Here is a 19,307-nt window from a genome sequence, read left to right on the forward strand (position 1 = left end):
CGTTTTCAACAATTGCTGGATAAACTTCAAGGCATTTCTGACGCGCATGCTTTGCGGGACGACCTTATCCGCACCAAATCCGTACTAGCCGCTCAGGTTGGAATTGTTTACTTCGACTCTCTGTGGGAGCAACTGGATGCCCGCGGGCGCTACCAAAATACCATTCAATCGATCATCGATTTGTTTTTGGCTGAATCGCTGATTCGCCCAGTGGTGATTGAACTGGAAGACACCCACTGGATCGATGAAAACTCGCAGGAATTGCTGGTTGAGTTGATCCGCTACCTGAAGCGTTATCCCATATTTTTGCTGATGACTTCCCGTTATGGGGATGATGGGCAAAAACAAATGCTGTTGGACCCACTCCTGCTGGAAGCCCATCAGGTACGTGGTCCGCTGGAAATTGACCTCAATGTATTGCAACCCGAAGCGGTGCGCCAGTTTGCTGAAATCAAATTGCAGGGGGCTATTTCGGATACCTTCTTTGAGTTGCTGCAACGTGCAGCCAATAGCAATCCCTTTTACCTGGAGCAATTATTGGAGTATTTTTCTGAACAACAACTGATGCATAAGGTCAATGGCCTGTGGAACATCAAGGATGAAAACATCCAGTTGTCCAGTTCGATCAACTCCATTCTGACCGCCCGGATCGACCGTTTGTCTTCCCTGGTCAAAGAAACCGTAAAAGCTGCCGCTGTAATTGGACGTGAATTTGAAGTGACGGTGTTGACTGAGGTGATGAAGTACAATGAGGAGTTTTCCAAAAACAATCCTGATGTAGAGCTCCTCACCGAACAAATTGGCGTGGCTGAAAAAGTCCAGATTTGGCGGGCCATGAACGAGTTGCGTTACATTTTCCGCCACTCCTTGCTGCGAGAGGCGGCGTACAGCATGCAGTTGCGGGCGCGTTTGCAGCAGCTGCACAAATTGATTGCTGAAGCCATCGAACGTTTGTACGCTGATCGCATCGACGAACGTTTTGTCGATCTCGCTTTTCACTACGAACAAGCTGGGGTATTTGATAAAACCTGTTCTTACCTGCGCAAAGCCGGGGACTACGCCCGCCGCAACTTTCAAAACCAGCAGGCACTGGATTTGTACGAAAAATTGCTGCACCTTTTGGGCAGTGAACAGGACATTGCCAGCCAAATCAAAACCCTGCTCAAAAAAGGGAAAATTCAGGAGTTGATTGGCAAATGGGACGAATGTGAACAGACCTACAAACATGCCCTTGAATTGGCCAAGCAGCACCGCGATGTCATCCTGCTGGGCCGGGCCCACAACAGCATGGGCCGGGTGGTCATGTTGCGTGGCGATTACACCGAGGCCATGCGTTATTACCAAAAGTCGGTGCTCCTGTTTGAGTCGGTGGATGATAAATTTGGTTTTGCCGAAGTGTACGGCAACCTGGGCAACCTCTACTTCCGCCAGGGCAAATACGAGGATGCCAAAAAATACTTTCAAAATGCCCTCGCAATTGGTCAGGAAGTACGGGGCTATATCGTTGATTCCCAAATTGTCGCAAACCTCGGCCTCACCTACATGAACCAGGGTAATTACGACGAAGGGATCCGTCAGCAACAAGAACAACTCGCTTACTGTCAGGCCCACAACGACAAGCCGGGCATGGCCACCATCCATACTTACATCGGCATCGTTTTGCAAGAAAAAGGGGATTACGAGGAGGCTTTGTTCCACTTCCAGGCCGGGCTTGATCTGGCGACTGAATTGGGTAACAAACACCTGACTGCCGTAGGCATTGGCAACATCGGACTCATTTACGAACGCCAGGGCAAGTACAACGATGCCATGGAGCTGTACGTCAAAGACCTCGCGCTCACTGAAGAGTTGGGTGACAAACAAGGTGAGTCGATTGCCTTGGGCTTCATTGGTCAATTGCTCAACATTCAGGGGGATTTCCACAAAGCCATTGAATACATGCAAAAAGCCTTGATGCTCTGCGAAGAGCTGGGTTACCAAAAAGGCCTGGCTAAAGCGGTCAACACCCTCGGGGATATTTTTTACAACCTACAGCAATACCAACGCTCGCTCCATTTTTACAATCGGGCCATTGAAATTACCCGGGCCATTGGCAACAAACTGGTACTGGGTTTGAGTCTGGCGGAAAAAGGTACGGTGCTGCTGGAAACGGGCAACCATGCTGAACTGGACAAGGTCACAGCAGAAGCTCAACAATTGGCCATTGACCTGGATCATCCCGATTTGTACTTCGAAGGTGCCTTGCTCAATGCCAAACGTTTGCACTTGTATCGGCAATTTATGGAAGCAGAGCAAGGCGTACAAGAACTGCTCAAACGCCCCCTTAGCCCTGATCAACAGGCTGCCGCGTACTTTGAACTGCATCTTTTGCATCCAGAGGATCGAGCACTCACTCAAAAGGCGCTGGAGATGTACAACAAACTGGTAGAGCAAACGCCGAAGTTTATTTATCAGTCGCGGAAGGAAGCCTTGATGAAGAGCCTGGTGGAGTGACGAATTTTTCGAATGACGAATGACGATTGCTTAAGTAGTGGGGCAAAATAAACGTTCATTTTTTCTGAGCCAGAGGGTTAGATAAGACACTTAAATTGAACCGTTTACTTATCTAATCCTCTGGCAAAATGAACATTTATTTTTTTTTGCCCCTAAACAACATAACCTTGTTTTTCAAGCCAATTTTATTCAGCTTAACTCTTACAATCCTGAGTTTTTTGTCCTTACATGGTCAAGATTCTTTACAACATTTCCGCGCCCGCAATCAACTCGCTTCCTACTTGCGTTACAACTGGGACCGCCAAAACGAACTGGAAAACCCCAGCACTGCACTCAAAATTTTAGATCAAACCCTGAGTCGGCTTTGGCGCCAACCCAAAAACGCCTCCGAAGCCGAAGAACTCACCTGGGTACAACTCAGCCGCGCCGATTACCTTTTTCAATTGGGAAAAGTACTCGAATCCATCCAGGCATATGAAGCCGCCCTCTACTGGCATCAACGCTACCACTTTGCGGACATGGTAGAATACTTGTACAAACCCCTGATTGCGCATTACACCCGTTTGGGAGAAAACGAAAAAGCCCGGGTACTGTACGAAAACGCTTTTAAAGAAGCCGATCCAGAAAGCCTGCCCGGCTTGTACAACAACCTGGGGCTGACCTATTGGAATGAAGGGCGGAATACCGAAGCGCTCCAATATTTTGTAAAAGGGCTAAAACTCAAATCCACAAGTGCTGCGCAAAAAGGCCTGCTTTTGCTCAGTACTGCACGTAGCCAATTTGAGTTGGGCAAATTTGCCTTGGCCGAAACTGCCTTGCAACAATCCTTACAAGCCCTGGAAAGTATTCCTCAAAAAGAAGCCGATGTGCTGGATTACCTGGCGGGTGCCTATGCATTGCAGGGAGTCATGTACCGCCAAAACAGCAATTATGCCGCCGCTGAAAAATCCCTGCGCAAAGCTCTGGCCCTCGCGCATGAGGTATATGGAACCCAGCACCGGGAGTACGGCAAAATCAATGTAGAACTAGGGCAGCTTTTTTTGAAAAATGGTCAGGCCGCTCAGGCGGTACGTTTTTTTGATGCGGCATTACAAGCCGTGGTCCCCAGTTTTAAACCCAAAATGCCACTCGACCTGCCGAATGTAGAAAATTTGTACGAAGAAAATACCCTTTACGAAGCGCTCGCCGGCAAAGCGGAAGCACTCGCCCAACTGTACCAGCAAAACCAAGCGTTGAGCTACCTCAATAGTGCATTTGCCAGTCACCAGCTGGCGCAGCAGGTGGAACTTTCCTTGCGCAATACCTTGCAGTTTGAGTCTTCCAAACTGAATTTGCTCGCTTATAGCCGCAAACGGATGGAGGCAGCTTTTGCCATTGCCTATACCTTGTATCAACGGCAGCCCAAGCAACAAACCATTCAGGCGGTCTGGACCATGTTGGAGCAAAACAAGGCGGCTGTTTTGCTGGAGGCGGTGCAGGAAAACCGATTGAAACAAGCATTAAACAGTGGCGACACTTTATTGCAGGCAGAGATCAAATTGAAAAAACGGATCGCCTGGCTGGAAAATGCCGCCCTGGGCACCCAAAACTCGACCCAGATTCAAAACTACCAGCGCCAGGCCAATCAGACCCGTGATGAATTGGCCAGCTTGAAAATAGAATTGGCCAAAAAATACCCGGTTTATGCACAGTTGAAGGAGCGATTGTACAAACTGGATTTCGAACAAATCCGGCAAAAACTCTTACAAAGCAAAGACGCCGTGGCGTTGGAATATTTTGTTGGCGCTGAACAGAGTTATTTGTTCCAACTCTCCGCCGATGGGAAAATGCAATGGCGCAACATTGGGGACTCCCCGACCTTGCGCAATCAGGTAGGTCAACTTTTGACCATGATTCAGGACAAAAGTGGAGGGGATTTAAAAACTTATCAGGCTTTGGGCCAGGAGTTGTTCAAAACTTTGGTTCCAAAAGTCTTTCGTCCCCGAGCTACACAATCCATCGTATTGATTCCTGATGCCTGGCTGAGCGCCTTGCCTTTTGAAGCCTTGGTGACGGGCGAAAAAAACGCTGCCCGTTGGCCTCAGGTTGCTTATTGGTGTCGGCAGGTCAAAGTACAATACGGGTATTCTCTGGGGGTTTTGTTGTCGCAACTTGAATTGAGCCCCCAAAGTCGCGGAGGCATGCTCGCCCTGGCTCCCGGTTTCGACAAAGCTGAACGGGGATTGGCCCCCTTGCGCAACAGCAAAGCGGAAATTGAACAAATCAAGGGCATCAAAAAAAAGGCCTACTTCCAGGATCAGGCGACCTGGGAACATTTTGCCGAAAACGCGCCCCAATTCAACATCCTGCACCTGGCCACCCACGCTTCGGCAGATAGTATACACAACACGGCCGGGATTGAGTTTTTTGAGCGCCGGGCTTTTTTGTCCGACATTTATGCCCTCCCCCTCCACGCCGACTTGGTTTGTTTGAGCGCTTGTGAAAGTGGCCTGGGGGAATGGAAGCAGGGCGAGGGGGTGATGAGCCTGGCCCGGGCTTTTGCGTATGCGGGCGCGAAAGGACTGGTGGCTACTTTGTGGTCGGTGAACGAAGTGTCGAGTTCTACCTTGTTCCTCTCTTTTTATCAACATTTACGGAAAGGTGAAAGCAAGGCACAGGCGCTGCACTCGGCTAAGCTGGATTATTTGGATGATCCTGAAATTCCCGCTTTTCAAAAGACACCTTATTATTGGGCGGCGCTGACCTATGTAGGAGAGGATAGTGTGGTGCAGATGGGAAACCCTGCCATGAAATGGTATGTGATCTTTGGAATGGTTTTGGTGATTGGGGGCTTGGCGGTTTATTTTCGCCGCTGGGATCAATTTTTCAGGAGATGAGGCATGCTGCTTCATCTCCTGAAAAACTACAATTCCCAATCCGCTTTCTAAAGCTTGATTTTCGCCAATGGCCCTAGTTCCTCGAAAGTAAGGGTAACTTCTGTGGCGCCCAAGGCATAGGGCATGATCTCATAATGTTGGTAATACAGAAAAATCCCCTCCTCAGTCAAGCCATAGTTGACGGGAAGCACAAAATTGAAGGTATCGTCGAAGTCGAACCCTTCTTTGAACACATCCGCTCTTTCTTTCCGCACTTTTTTCTCGGCCAAAGCCTGGACTGCGGCTTTATCCGTCACGAGGTCGTCCCAAGTCAGGATTTTGCCCGATTTTGCGTCAAAAGTATTCAATGCCTCGGTTGGACTGCCGTGCGCACCGCCCATGTAAGCATTGCCATTGATGGCCAGGGTGAGGTATTTTCCATTGTTGAACACAACTTCCGAGCCGGTACTTACTTCAAAGCCACCAGTCATGGCCGAAGCTCCGCCTTCTTTTTTGGTCTCATCGTGTATTCTGAAAAAAGCCTTGGCTGCTCCATCAAGTGTAGAGGATTTTGGCGTTTGTTCTGCTTCCAATATGCTAAAGAGGTAATTGTTCGTCCAGGCAGCAACTGCATCTTGCAGCGCTTTTTCACCTTTGGTAACCACTGGGTACAAGAGGTCTATTCTGGCGCAGTCGGTGCGGGTTTCATCATCCGCCGCCTTGTCACAATCAGCGCCCTGTTCTTTGCGGAATACTTTCTGCTCAACACTGGGTGTTGTAGTGGTTTCTTCCTGGGTGCCATTTTTACTGTTTTGGCAGGCCACAATACTGATGAGGCTAGCCAGGAAAAAGATTTTGTGGAAATTCTGAATTCTCATATTATGTTAAAAGGATTTGGTGACGAGTTTAAAAAGCCAGACGAAAAGTTGGCAGATGTCGAATAGGTTCCACCATTGTACACCCCTAACCAGAAGATTCCCCCACAAAACTACCTTACCTTTCTCCCAATAATAGCTCTCCGCTAATCCTTATCTTCAAGCGTAAAAAATAGCGCCTGGTTGTCAATCCCGACTGCCCAAATTCGACTATTCGCGGGATTGGGGAAAATGGAGTCCGGTCTTTCTTTTAAATATCCCAGCGCTTTTTGTTTATTGGAATCTTCAACACATAAACCATAAGCAGAGGATAGGTCAGATGGCTCGCTTATTATCGCACGGTATGCTTTTCCATGCTGCGTCCGATCATAGTTGGGTGCAATTTTTTTACTGGAAATTACCTGCTCACTAATGACATCAAAGGTAAGCAGGTAATCATAAAAGCGCAGGTGTAAATGCTCTTCATTGTTTGCATCCCAGTATAGCTCAACGTCACCCCAACTAACCAAAGCTTTATAGCCTGCACTATCCCTATCTGTGTAATAAGAATAAATATCAGCTGGAATTTCCAGCCTTTTTGGTATTTTTTCAATCCGACCGTCACTTAAAATGAAGATAAATCCTTCTTCCGTAAAAAGGGCAAGCTTTGAACCATCGGTGGACCAACTCAAATCAATGAAGCGAACGTATGGGGTAATTTTTTGCGTTTGACTTTTTCTAATATAAAATAGTTGCTTCCCGAAAGACCGGGTTTTTTCCAGAGAAATATACCGTCTCATACCATCATACCATCTTGCTTTACCTCCCCGTACCATGCTCACCTTCCTTTTCACTTCTAAAATATCTACCTCAGAATACCAGGAGATAACCGCAATTTTTTTTCCATTAGGCGCATACAACAAGCGCATCTGGCTAAAGGTATGCGGCAGATATAGGATTGAAAAGTTCTGCTCCTCAAGATTATAGAGCCATATGACAGGTGTCTTTTCGTAGGAACTATTGCGCGGCCTGAGAATGATCGCTAGCTCATTTCCATCTGGAGACCAGGCAAAGTCATCACAATACTCCAACTCTAATTCGATCTCTTTTAGGAGCGTCCCCGATGCAGCAGACCAAATTAGAATACGGCCCGTTTGCTCAAGGTTCCGACTTTCCCATTCATCATGAAGTCCCGCAAAATACTTTCCAAGAGGATCCCATTTCCCACGGGACAGTTTAGTTGGGGGATAGCTTTTTAGTGAAAATTCCTCCTGGAATAATTGTTGCCGATCCCAGAGGAACAGGTTACTCCAATTGTCATGACTAACTAAGGCGGTCCCATCTGGAGACCAGCATAAATCTACGATTCCGGCTTCATGTGCTTTGATAACTCGCTGTTCTCCCCTAATCGGATCGGATACTTTGAGCTCTCCAAGGGAATTCCCCTCCACTTTCCATTCCTTGCCATTATTATCGATCAAAATGCTGTATTGGTCAAAATCGGACAGATCTGTATCCTCCTTCGAAAATATTCCTTTCAAATAAGCAATCGGTGAAAAACGTTTTGGCGAAGGAATGGATTCAGATTCGACCTTATTTGGCCATTCGAACCAGGGGGTGCGATGGATCCAACGGCTTTTATCCCTTTGATTACGGTATGGCTTTTTCCAATAGGTCCGGTAAAATTGAATTGCCTCCGGGCCACCGTCAAATAAAGGGTTGTCCAGCTGCTTCATATCCCAGATAGTAACGGAAAATGTATTGTAAAAACAGGCTAAGTACAAGCCATCCGGAGACCAGTCCAGACGTTCAATCTTATTGTCACCCTGCATTAGACAGACATAGGACACCTCTTCTTCGAAAGGCTGCCAAAGATGGACTTCACGCTCGTTGAGAATACAAGCAGCATAATTCGTCCCGGGATAAAGATCCTTTTCATAGAAATTAAAAGCATAGGCAACATAATTCGTCAGAACAATGGAGGCCCATTGATTTCCAAGCCGATCCATTACGATCATTAGGTAATAGGTCTCGTTGTCTTTCAATATCTTTAGCACACTGAAAATATAAACGCCTGTCAGATCCCACTCCAGGGCGATCCGGAACACATTCTGCTCCTTGATTTCGAAAACAAAAGTGTTTTCTTCCGGTGCAATAGTGGACCAGGTGAAAACATTAATTTCATTGCTCATTTTCCCACTATCATCCGGTATTACCACCTCAATGATCAATGCATCACTGGTCGGTGACCACCGGATAGCACCCGAATACTCTGCCATTTCTCCCAGCGGAATTTCTACGATTGGGCGTTCTTGGTTCTTGACAGACCAGATGTAAAGCCGTTTTTTCTCCCTGATATAGAGGTGATTACTGTCAGGAGACCAAACCGTCTCGATATAGAGATTTTCTACTTTGATGGCAGATATCGTTTTCGATTGAAAGGGGCGATGCAGGCGGATCCAGGATTCAGGCCGCTTATAAACTGAAGGATCAAATCGCCATTTCTGTAACCAATCAGGAGCATGAAGCCCTGTGTAAGGGAGCTTCGAAAACCGTTTGGCTTCGTTTTCTGTAAGGCTAAAAGGGCTAATGTGATTCCATAGAACCTGAAAAAGGAGCTGAGGATGATTCGTTAAAAAGGCGGTATTCTGCTGTAAGGCTTTTCGAATTGCTGGAAAATCAGCCTGCAATTCTACCGGATTATTTAGATCATTTGGTGCCGAATGTACAATACAATAAGCAATATCATTTATCAGGTCCATGATAAGACCGGAATCAATTTTTGTCTGTAAAAAATTAGGTTCGCATAAGAGTTCGGCGGCTTTTGTCACCAAGCCGGCCTGGGCATATTGCCAACAGACTTCTTCCGCTCGCCGTCGATTAGGAACTCTTGAGTTTCCTTGTTGGATATATGCTTCCTGGGCGCCGTAGAAGTCGCCAAGTTGGCGATGAAAGAAGGAGCTAGCCTGACTATCACTCAAGTACTTTGATCGAACCGCTTGTAGTAAGGATTGATGAAAAAAGGCCCAGCCTTCACTACCTCCTTTTAAGTATGGCCGTAGTTGCCGGATTATCGGGAAGAGGTCATTATTGTCGATCAACTTTGTCAATTGCACCAAGTCCTTATCCTTTAACCCACCCCTCGCACTCGCCAAATAGCACAGCGTCGTCTTGACTAAGGAAGGATTAAAATCTATTTCCAGACGATCAATCACCTGTCGAAAGATCGCATGAATAGGGGCATCGCTGGCATCGGCTGTTGGAAAGGAAGCAATTCGCTCATCGAGATGTTCATAGGAACTGAACCCTCTTAATTCCTCCAAAGCGACCCTTAAAAATAGCGGATTCCGAACGGCTGGATTGGACAGCAGTAGCTCTAGTTGTTTGTTACTAAGGGATTTTGCGGCTAGCGCAGGAACGTCGTAGGCTACCTGTTTGCACTCCTCCAGTGATAAGGGGGCAATTGATAACACTTGAAAATGCTTTTTTTTTGCCGCATCCAAGAGCTCCACTACCCGATCATCGGACGGCACACTACTGATGCTAAAAAGTATGCGTACATTTTTAGGAATAAATAGTGGAATCCAATCAAAAAGCTGGACTTGAATATCCTTTTCCAGCTGCTCAATCCCATCAATGATAATCGCCAGCTTTATTTGTTCCGATCCCTTGAGGAGATAATACCTCAAGTCTCTAACGAGATCAACTAGGGGCCGATTCTCTACATAGCTAAAATCTGTCACCTTGCTGACTTCTTTAAGCAAGCGAGCAAGCAGCTGCCCCAAGGAGTTGGAACGGGGAGAAGCACCTGTAAAGTGGATGAAGGTTGCCCATTCACCCTCCGGTTTTTGAAGTAACTCTTTGGCAAAAAGGGAAAGTATAGTTGATTTTCCACTTCCAGGCACCCCGGCGATCATCAAAGGCCGAGCTTTATCCATAGCATCAACCTCCTGTGTAAAATAGGCTTCTATCTTGGCTCGAATGTCTGTCCTTACGTTGGTAGATACCCCGCGTACCCGATTATCCAAAAATTGGAGATGCATGAGGTTCTCCTGCTCCGATTCGTTTAATTGTGTAGGAAGGTCCTGGTCGAGTTGAAAATCTTGCTTTATCGACAACCATAGTTGTTCCAGAATATCTTGTCCAAATCCTTCCAGGCCACCTAAACGCCCAAGCGCCTCGGAAGGTCGATCATAAGCCTGAGGCTCCCAAGTTGTCTGATAATCGAATATGGGTAAAACCGGCTGGGTACTTCGGATCAATTGCTTCAATTCCATCAGGCGATTGCGGCTATATTCGCTATCATCGATGAAGGTCCCAAGCTTTTCCGTAGGGACCCTTTCCAGCCCCTTTTCCGCCCTAAAGAAGAAGAAACAAGCCTTCAGGTTTTGTGTCCTCCTTTGGAGGGCATACCGAATTTCAATTTCCGTAATGCTGTAATATTCCCCTTTCAAAAAGGAATTTCCCGCTCCTTTATGATCAGGTAGCCCAGAAACTGTACTACCATATCGCTGCCCCAAGATTCCTACAAAATAGGTACACTCCTCTATTTGCCGCAAACAAAGCTCTAGTATTTGGCCATCATCTGCTTGTTCTTCAGTAATCCCCCAACGTAGATCTATTTCATCCACCTCTAACCTATACATCCGGAGGAGTTCCCGCAATTCAGGAAACAGCTTTTTTACCAAATAGTCCCGCTCAGCATGCATATCCCGAAAAGTCGAAGAAATAAACACACGGACGATTCGATTTTCAGGTTGTTGCATATGATTTTAGGTAATGGGTTTGTGCAAAAGTAAAAATTTAAGTCTTGACCGCATTGGCACATTCACTCCAAAAGACTTTTATCCTCAGATGTTGTTTAATCCATTTAAAACTGCAAAATTAGTACACAGACTACCTTGTTTTCCAGCAAAACTCCTGTATTGTTTCTAGCTTTTTGATTTAGATTTATGCCTTTAGAGTAGACCAACCAAATTCCCCTTAATAGCCTCAATACTTTGATAGGCATTCAATTGCGAAATAGGCACAGTCAGTTCTTTATATAATTTCCAGAATTTATCCTCCCACCATTCATTGTCTCCATCCACGGCCTTAATTTGATTCCTTATTGTATTTTCAATTTCAGAATTACCTTCATCAACAAGCACCTGACCATGACTTTCATAGTACGATCTTGTAGTTTCACCTCTATCTGCAATGGTCCAACCACATGTCGCAATCCATGGGTCAATAAAAATGTAGCAGATTTCGCAATCAATCTTTTTGGACAAAGAAGTGGCCATTAAGCTATTTTCTTTAAAATCCTGAACATTCCATATTAAGTAAGTCCAATTTTCATTTGAAGGTAACAGCAAGAAGCGTTTCTCTTTACTTTCTTCCTCTCCGTATAAAAATGCCCAATCAAAGTCAGGCTCAAACACAAATGCTTCCGAAAAATCCGCATTAACGGCCGCTATAATATCTTTAGTAGAAGCATTTTTTATGCAGAAATGATTTTTACCTTCGACAGATAAGTTTAATTTTCCTTCTTCCATTTTAACTATTTTAGCAAAAATACTGACTCTAACCAAAATGAACCCTTTTTTAATCCAGACGACATAACTCAATGCACAAAATCTTCGGCATTCGCCACCACGGTCCCGGCTCCGCCCAACGCCTCCTCCGCGCCCTGGAGCAGTGGCAGCCCGATTGTGTGCTCATCGAATTGCCCGAAGATTGCCAGTCCGCCCTGAAGTGGATCAGCCATGCGGAGCTGGAGGTTCCGGTCGCTTTGCTGCTGTACAACCCACAGCACTTGCAACAAGCCAGTTTCCTGCCCTTTGCCGTATTTTCCCCCGAGTGGCAAGCCTTACATTATGCGCATCGCGTGGGCATTCCCGCTCGCCCGATGGATTTGCCCATGGCCCATACCTTTGCCTTGCGCGACTCCGCCAGCAATTTGCCCCAACTACAACTAGGCGAAGCACCCGACCCCGAACTGGTCCAAATGCTGCGTGACCCCATGCACTACCTCGCTACCCTGGCGGGTTACGACGACAGCGAGCGTTGGTGGGAACATACCTTTGAAACCTACAGCGACGATAATGCCGTTTTTGATGCCATCCTGGAGATGATGACGGCACTGCGGCAAGAAGGGCTGCGGATGGAAAGCACCGAAACCCTGCTGCGCGAAGCCTTCATGCGCAAAACCATCCGCCAGGCCGAAAAAGAAGGCTTTCAAAAAATTGCCGTGGTGTGTGGTGCCTGGCACTCACCCGCCCTTCACGCACTAAACCTATACCCGGCCAAAAACGACAATGCGCTGTTGCGGGGCCTCAAAAAAGTCAAAACCCGTTGCACCTGGGTTCCCTGGAGTTACGACCGACTAGCTTTTCAATCGGGCTACGCCGCTGGAGTGCTCTCGCCCGCCTGGTACGAGTTGCTTTTTTTGCACCCAGAAGAACAAGGGGTACGCTGGTTGATCCGGGTCGCTCAATTGCTGCGCCAAAAACACCTGGATGCCTCGGCTGCCCATGTGCAAGAGGCGGTGCGTTTGGCCGATGCCCTGGCCGCCCTGCGCAACCGCAGCACCACCGGAATTGGCGAATTAGAAGAGGCGGCACTGGCAGTTTTTGGGCAAGGTGACGCGGCACCGCTTCAACTCATCCAGCAAGAATTGGTTATTGGCAAAATCAGGGGGAATGTACCGGCGCAAGTGAGCGGCATTCCCTTGCAAGAAGATTTTGAAGCCTGCATCAAAAGTGCGGGGTTGAACAAGTTGTACCGCAGTGGTTCTGCTGAGGAGGAGCCTAAAAAACTGGATTTGCGCACGCCTTCCAACCTCAAAGCCAGCCACTTACTCCACCGTTTACAAATTTTGGGCATTGCCTGGGCCAGCCCAGTGCCCGTTTCTGATAAAGTCAAAGGTAGTTTTCACGAGTTGTGGCGTTTTGTGGACTGGACGCCCGAGTTCATCATTCGCCTGATCGAAATGGGCATGTGGGGCAACACCTTGGAGGAGGCTTCCCTGCATTATATCCTGCACCTGGTTCAACAGGAGGATAACCTATCCTTGCTCTTACAGCGTTTTGGCGAAGTCTTAAAAGCAGACTTACCCCTGGCCGTTGGTCCCATGACCAAACGTTTGCAAGAACTGGGCGCGCAAACCCGCGATGTGATGGGGCTGCTGGAAGCACTGGCGCCCCTGGCCAACATCCTGCGTTACGGCAATACCCGTCAAACCGATGCACTGGCTGTGCGGGAGTTATTGGACCAACTCTTGCCCAGGGTTTGTATTGGTTTGCCTGCCGCTTGCCGGCAATTGGATGAAGAACCAGCCCGCGAGTTTTTCCGCTTGGTGCTGGAAGGCAATCGAGCGGTAGCTTTGTTGAATGAAAAAGAGGCCAGCAATTTGTGGAATGAAGCTTTGGTGGGTGTGATGCTCGGCAATGGCAGCCATCCCTTGTTGGCAGGGATCGCGACGCGGATTTTGTTGGACAAAAAAATGCTCGACCCCGAGCAGGCGGGCACCGAATTGTCGGCTGCTTTGTCCCGAGCCGCCGAGGTGAATGACGCCGCCCTCTGGTTGGAAGGATTTTTGCACGGCAGCGGACAGCTCCTGCTGCATACCCCGGCATTGTGGGGATTGTTGAACGAGTGGTTGGGAACATTGGCTTACGAGGTGTTTCGGGAAGCACTGCCCGTTTTGCGACGCACTTTTTCCAAATTCACACCACCGGAGCGCCAGGAAATCCTGAATTTTGCCAAGGGGGATGGGGTTGCAAAAAAGACAGTACAATCCACTTTTGATCCTCAGCGCGCCCAACTGGTCAATCCCATCTTGCAGCAATTGTTAGGCTAATCAAGGCCAAAAATTAAGCTGATCTTAACCTCTTCTTAATCCAGAATTCATCTTACAGGTCTTTCTTTGCAACATCAAAGAAGCAAATCTTTCCTGCAATCTAAAGTCGCTTTCGATACCGGCTCCAGGACTCCCAATCTTGCAGTCGGTTATTTTTTTGAGCAAAGTAGTGAAGCAATAAACAAGCCTTATTCTCCAACCTTTTTCCTTGCTTCTGCGTCTAAATAGTTAAAATCCGATTTCCAATGAAAAGCCACTCTCTCTTACTTGCACTTTGTGCGGCACTGAGCTTTTTCCTATTCCAATGTGACGCAGGTGATGAACCCAATCCCAGCAGCAGTACCTTAAGTTGCGCGAACAACCCCAATGTTTGCAAATTGGGCGAAGCCACCAATCAATTTGGTTTTGATATTTTCAAAAAGCTGGAAGCTGAAAAGCCCGACGACAACCTCTTCATTTCTCCCCTCAGCATCAGTTCTGCTCTGAGTATGACCCTCAATGGTGCCGATGGCCAAACCAAGGAGGAAATGCTCAAAGTATTGGGTGCCGGAAAAATCAATCTGAATGAACTCAATCAATCCTACCAAACCTTACTGAAAGAACTACCAAACTTGGATCCTAAAGTAAACTTGGGCATCGCCAACTCCATCTGGTATCGGCAGGGCTTCAATGTGAATTCTGCCTTTTTGAACACCAACACTACTTACTACAACAGCGAAGTTCGCCCACTCGATTTCACCAAACCAGAGGCCAAGGACATCATCAATAAATGGGTGAGTGACAAGACGAATAAGTTGATTCCCAGCATCATTGACCAGATTCAGGACAACTCGGTAATGTTTTTGATCAATGCCATTTATTTCAAAGGCACCTGGCGCAAGCAATTTGACAGCAAAAAGACCTATGATAGTGACTTCTTTGTGACAAACAGCAAACAAGTTCCAGTAAAAATGATGTCATATGGCACTGGTTTGACAAAATTACCTTATTTTAGCAATGAAAAATTACACGCCGTCAAATTGCCTTACGCAGATTCAGTTTATTCCATGACGGTAATTTTACCCAAAGAAGGATTCACTGTAAAAGACATATTATCAGAACTTACACTAACAAATTGGAATGCCTGGAATAAGGCCTATTCATCCGAAGAAATATTTTTTGCCCTACCAAAGTTCAGCATGCGCTATGAAAATAGCCTGAATGCCAGTCTCGAAGCACTAGGTATGCCCACTGCATTTATGCCTGGGCGTGCAGATTTTTCGGGAATTGCAACAGGTGCAGAACTCTCTATTTCAAACGTAAAGCACAAATCATTCATTGAAGTTGACGAAGCCGGAACAAAAGCGGCGGCGGCTACTTCAGTTGAAATTGTGGTTACCTCGATTCCCGATAACCCCCAGTTCATTGTGAATCAACCTTTCATTTTTGTCATCAGCGAGAGCCGAAGCAACCAGGCCTTGTTTATTGGCAAAATGATGAATCCGACCTTGAACAAATAATGTCTCTTGAATATACCGCTCTTTTTGAGCACTTCTTTTAGACAACTAGTAAACCGTAATAATTTTGGACGGCTCGCTTCGGTGGGCCGTCTTTTTTTGTGCAACTTATTTACTTTCCGTTCCTAAGGTTGATAAAAAAATAAGTGTTCATTTTGTCGCACTACTAAGTGAGAATACACCTTTTTCATACCTTTGTTGCCCAATGATTTAGCCTGCCAACCAAATACCACCACATTATCGTGTAAATAGTGTGTGAATCAAACATCATACATCTGTAATTGCAAATGCATTGAGTTATGAAAGTACTGAAGTTTGGAGGCTCCTCCGTGGGTACTCCTGATCGGATTCGTGGAATTGTCGACATCTTAAAAAGTTATGCTGAGCGCGGGGATCATTTCACCGTGGTTTTTTCAGCCTTTGGAGGAGTCACCGATGCCTTGATCAACATGAGCAGCCTGGCCGCCAAGGGAGATGAATCGTATTATGAGCAATTCCTGGCCTTTAGCAAAAGACATACCGATGCAGCCAGAGATCTATTGCCTGAGCCCTATTTGGGTGAGGTATTGGCGGGTTTGGAAAACAACCATGAGGTATTGAAAAACCTGCTTTATGGTGTCTTTTTGGTCCGTGAGGCCTCGACTCGTACCATGGATTATGTGATCAGTTTTGGTGAGCGGAACTCGGCTTTCATCATTGCTCATGCGCTCCAGCAAGCTGGGCTCAATGCCTCGTACCTGGATGCTCGCAAGATCATCGTCACCGATAAAAATTTCGGAAACGCGAAAGTTGATTTGGCGCTGACTTACGAAAAAATCAAAAAACACTACAAGAAGAATACAGATATTCAAATCGTTACCGGATTTATTGCTGCAGCCAAAGGTGGTTTAACCACAACCCTGGGTCGGGGAGGTTCGGATTATACCGCAGCCTTGATTGCAGCTGGTTTGGATGCTGGTTCGCTGGAGATTTGGACAGATGTTGATGGAGTACTGACCGCAGATCCACGCCGGGTGAAAAAAGCCTTTTCCATTCCGGAGATGACTTACGCCGAAGCGATGGAAATGTCCCACTTTGGGGCCAAAGTCATTTATCCGCCAACCATCCAACCTGTACTGGCCAAAAAGATCCCAATGTGGATCAAAAACACCTTCAATCCCAGCCATCCAGGGACTCTGGTCTCCGACAAAGAGGATGATTCGCGAACGCCAGTTAAAGGTATTTCTTCCATTGGCAATATCGCTCTGCTTACCCTTCAAGGTAGCGGTTTGTTCGGTGTACCGGGTATTGCAGCGCGTTTGTTTGGTTCACTAGCCAGCGCAGGCATCAATGTTATTTTGATCACTCAGGGCTCTTCCGAGCATTCGATCAGTTTTGCAGTACAACCAGACAAAGCTGGTAAGGCCCGCAAGCAGGTTGAAAAAGAATTTGAATACGAAATCCAGTCGGGTTTGGTCGACCCGGTGCGGATGGAGAACGACCTGGCCGTAGTTGCCATCATCGGGGAACACATGCGGTACCTGCCGGGTATTTCGGGCCGTTTGTTCCAGGCTTTGGGCCAAAACGGGATCAACGTGGTGGCCATCGCTCAAGGTTCTTCCGAGCTCAACATTTCGGTAGTCATCAATCGCGCCGATGAATCCAAAGCTTTGAATGCGCTGCACGAAGCATTTTTCCTTTCGGATACTGCTTTTGTCAATGTATTTATGGTGGGGGTTGGACTTATCGGAAGCACACTGTTAAAACAAATCAAGGCACATGCTGAGTTTTTGAAAAAGGAACACAGCCTGGAAGTCAAGGTCGTCGGCCTGGCCAATAGCAAACGGATGCTTTTTAACGAAAATGGCATCGATTTGGACAATTGGCGGGACCAGCTCAGCAGTTCCGAAACGCCCATGAAAATCAACAATTTTGTGGAGAAAATGAAGTCGATGAACCTGAGCAGTTCCATCTTCGTAGACAATACGGCCAACGAACAAATTGCCAAGCACTACAACGAGGTACTAGACGCGAGTATCTCTATTTCGACTCCGAATAAAATTGCCACTTCATCGGCTTACGAGCAATATTTGCAGTTGAAAAAAACGGCCAAAAAACGGGGCATTTTGTTTTTGTATGAAACCAATGTTGGAGCAGGCCTCCCTGTGATTTCTACGCTGAATGATTTGATCGTCAGTGGTGACCGCATCCTGAAAATTGAAGCGGTGCTCTCGGGGTCGTTGTCTTTTATCTTCAATACGTTCAAACCTGGCATCTCGTTCAGCTCCATCGTGGGCGAAGCGCAAAAACGTGGCTTCACGGAACCAGATCCACGGATAGATTTGAACGGAATTGATGTACGCCGTAAGTTGATCATTCTGGCTCGGGAAACGGGTTTAGCCCTTGAATCTGAAGATGTACTAATCCATCCAGTCTTGCCGGAAGCCTGTCGGAATGCGGCGGACGTTCCTGCCTTTTTTGAAGAATTGAAAAAGGCAGATGATTACTTCACCCAATTGGCCGAAGTAGCCGCAGCAGAAGGAAAAGTACTCCGGATGGTGGCATCCCTGGAGAGTGGAGTTGCAAGTATTGGCCTGCAAAGTGTAGATGCCACACATCCGTTTTATCAACTCAGCGGCAGCGACAACATGATTGTATTTACCAGCGAACGATACAAAGATCGTCCTCTAGTAGTACGTGGACCAGGAGCCGGAGCGGAAGTAACCGCTGCCGGTATTTTCTCGGAGATCATCAAAATTGGAAATTACCTCAACTAAATCAAAACCCTGGTATGACTGCATACTGGGGTTTTGATTTAAATACCCAAACAAAACATGAATTCTGTAAGCGTTTTTGCGCCAGCCTCGGTAGCCAATGTAGCAGTGGGTTTCGACATCCTGGGCTTTGCACTGGACAAACCAGGTGATGAAATAGTAGCACGTTTTTCAGATAAGCCAGGAATCCGCATCTCCCGTATCACCGGAGATGGAGGCAAGTTGTCGATGGATCCATTAAAGAATACGGCCAGTTTTTCAGCCCATAAATTACTCGAACACCTGGGCGAAAACGAGTGGGGCATTGAAATGGAAATCCATAAAAAAATGCCTTTTGGCAGTGGGCTCGGTTCCAGTGCAGCCAGTGCAGTGGGGGGCGTCATGGCGGTGAATGAACTGCTGGGTGGGCGTTTGAGTAAAAGAGAAATATTGCACTTTGCAGTATTGGGGGAACAATTGGCAGATGGGGCTTACCACGCCGACAATGTAGCCCCTTCCCTATTCGGTGGTATTGTGCTCATTCGTAGCAATCGGGACTTGGACGTGCACAATATCCCTGTGCCCAATGGGCTTTATGCCAGTGTGCTTTATCCTGAGGTGGAAGTATTGACACGGGAAGCCAGAGCTATTCTAAAAAAAGAGGTTTCACTAAGTGCTACCATTGAGCAATGTGGCAACCTCGCTGGGTTTATGGTGGGATTGTACAACAGTGATTTTGGACTACTTTCTCGCTCTTTGCACGACGTCATCATCGAACCACAGCGTGCACAATTGATCCCGCATTTTTATGCCACCAAAGCTGCAGCCCTCAATGCAGGGGCCTTGGGTTGTAGTATTTCCGGGGCGGGGCCATCCATTTTTGCCTTGAGCTCAAGCCAGGCTGTTGCCGAAAATGTAGGTGCAGCAATGGAAAAAATTTATGTTGAGGAAAAGATCAATTGTCAATTGTTCGTCTCCTCTATCAACCAACAAGGGGCAATTCGTTTGTAAAAACGAAAGCCGAATCATCAAAA

The 19,307-nt window shown here is 47.0% G+C and carries 9 protein-coding genes (1 of these 9 running past the window's edge); 6 read left to right on the plus strand and 3 right to left on the minus strand.

Going from position 1 to position 19,307, the window contains the following annotated elements; genetic code table 11:
• On the plus strand, positions 1-2,493 hold the 3' portion of the coding sequence (locus ACO08K_RS15265; RefSeq protein ID WP_421797267.1) for a tetratricopeptide repeat protein. Its footprint begins 1,533 nt before the window's first position; 2,493 of the gene's 4,026 nt are visible here — the last part of the coding sequence; its start codon lies off the left edge, out of view; the stop codon is at positions 2,491-2,493.
• A 218-nt stretch (positions 2,494-2,711) separates the two neighbouring features.
• Positions 2,712-5,369 carry a CHAT domain-containing protein gene (locus ACO08K_RS15270; RefSeq protein ID WP_421797268.1) on the plus strand — a complete coding sequence of 886 codons (2,658 nt, stop codon included), beginning with the start codon at positions 2,712-2,714 and terminating at the stop codon, positions 5,367-5,369.
• A 47-nt stretch (positions 5,370-5,416) separates the two neighbouring features.
• On the opposite strand, the gene ACO08K_RS15275 is transcribed toward ACO08K_RS15270, so the two are convergent.
• The 3 genes from ACO08K_RS15275 to ACO08K_RS15285 form a co-directional block, all read right to left on the minus strand.
• Complete coding sequence (locus ACO08K_RS15275; RefSeq protein ID WP_421797269.1) at positions 5,417-6,226, minus strand: DUF3298 domain-containing protein; 810 nt, start codon at positions 6,224-6,226, stop codon at positions 5,417-5,419.
• 143 nt (positions 6,227-6,369) lie between these two features.
• On the minus strand, positions 6,370-10,968 hold the full coding sequence (locus ACO08K_RS15280) for a DUF4062 domain-containing protein (RefSeq protein ID WP_421797270.1): 4,599 nt from the start codon (positions 10,966-10,968) through the stop codon (positions 6,370-6,372).
• A 192-nt stretch (positions 10,969-11,160) separates the two neighbouring features.
• A complete protein-coding gene (locus ACO08K_RS15285; RefSeq protein WP_421797271.1) occupies positions 11,161-11,739 on the minus strand; it encodes a hypothetical protein in 579 nt (192 codons plus the stop codon).
• 71 nt (positions 11,740-11,810) lie between these two features.
• Here ACO08K_RS15285 and ACO08K_RS15290 point away from each other — a divergent pair, with 71 nt between their 5' ends.
• The 4 genes from ACO08K_RS15290 (at position 11,811) to ACO08K_RS15305 (ending at position 19,284) form a co-directional block, all read left to right on the plus strand.
• On the plus strand, positions 11,811-14,045 hold the full coding sequence (locus ACO08K_RS15290; protein ID WP_421797272.1) for a DUF5682 family protein: 2,235 nt from the start codon (positions 11,811-11,813) through the stop codon (positions 14,043-14,045).
• 245 nt (positions 14,046-14,290) lie between these two features.
• The gene (locus ACO08K_RS15295) at positions 14,291-15,544 is read left to right on the plus strand and encodes a serpin family protein (RefSeq protein WP_421797273.1); all 1,254 of its coding nucleotides are present in this window, start codon (positions 14,291-14,293) and stop codon (positions 15,542-15,544) included.
• 296 nt (positions 15,545-15,840) lie between these two features.
• On the plus strand, positions 15,841-18,297 hold the full coding sequence (thrA, locus tag ACO08K_RS15300; protein WP_421797274.1) for a bifunctional aspartate kinase/homoserine dehydrogenase I: 2,457 nt from the start codon (positions 15,841-15,843) through the stop codon (positions 18,295-18,297).
• 57 nt (positions 18,298-18,354) lie between these two features.
• On the plus strand, positions 18,355-19,284 hold the full coding sequence (locus tag ACO08K_RS15305) for a homoserine kinase (RefSeq protein WP_421797275.1): 930 nt from the start codon (positions 18,355-18,357) through the stop codon (positions 19,282-19,284).
• Positions 19,285-19,307 lie beyond the last annotated feature (23 nt).

Origin of the sequence: Haliscomenobacter sp. (assembly GCF_965225875.1) — a bacterium.
GTDB lineage: Bacteria > Bacteroidota > Bacteroidia > Chitinophagales > Saprospiraceae > Haliscomenobacter.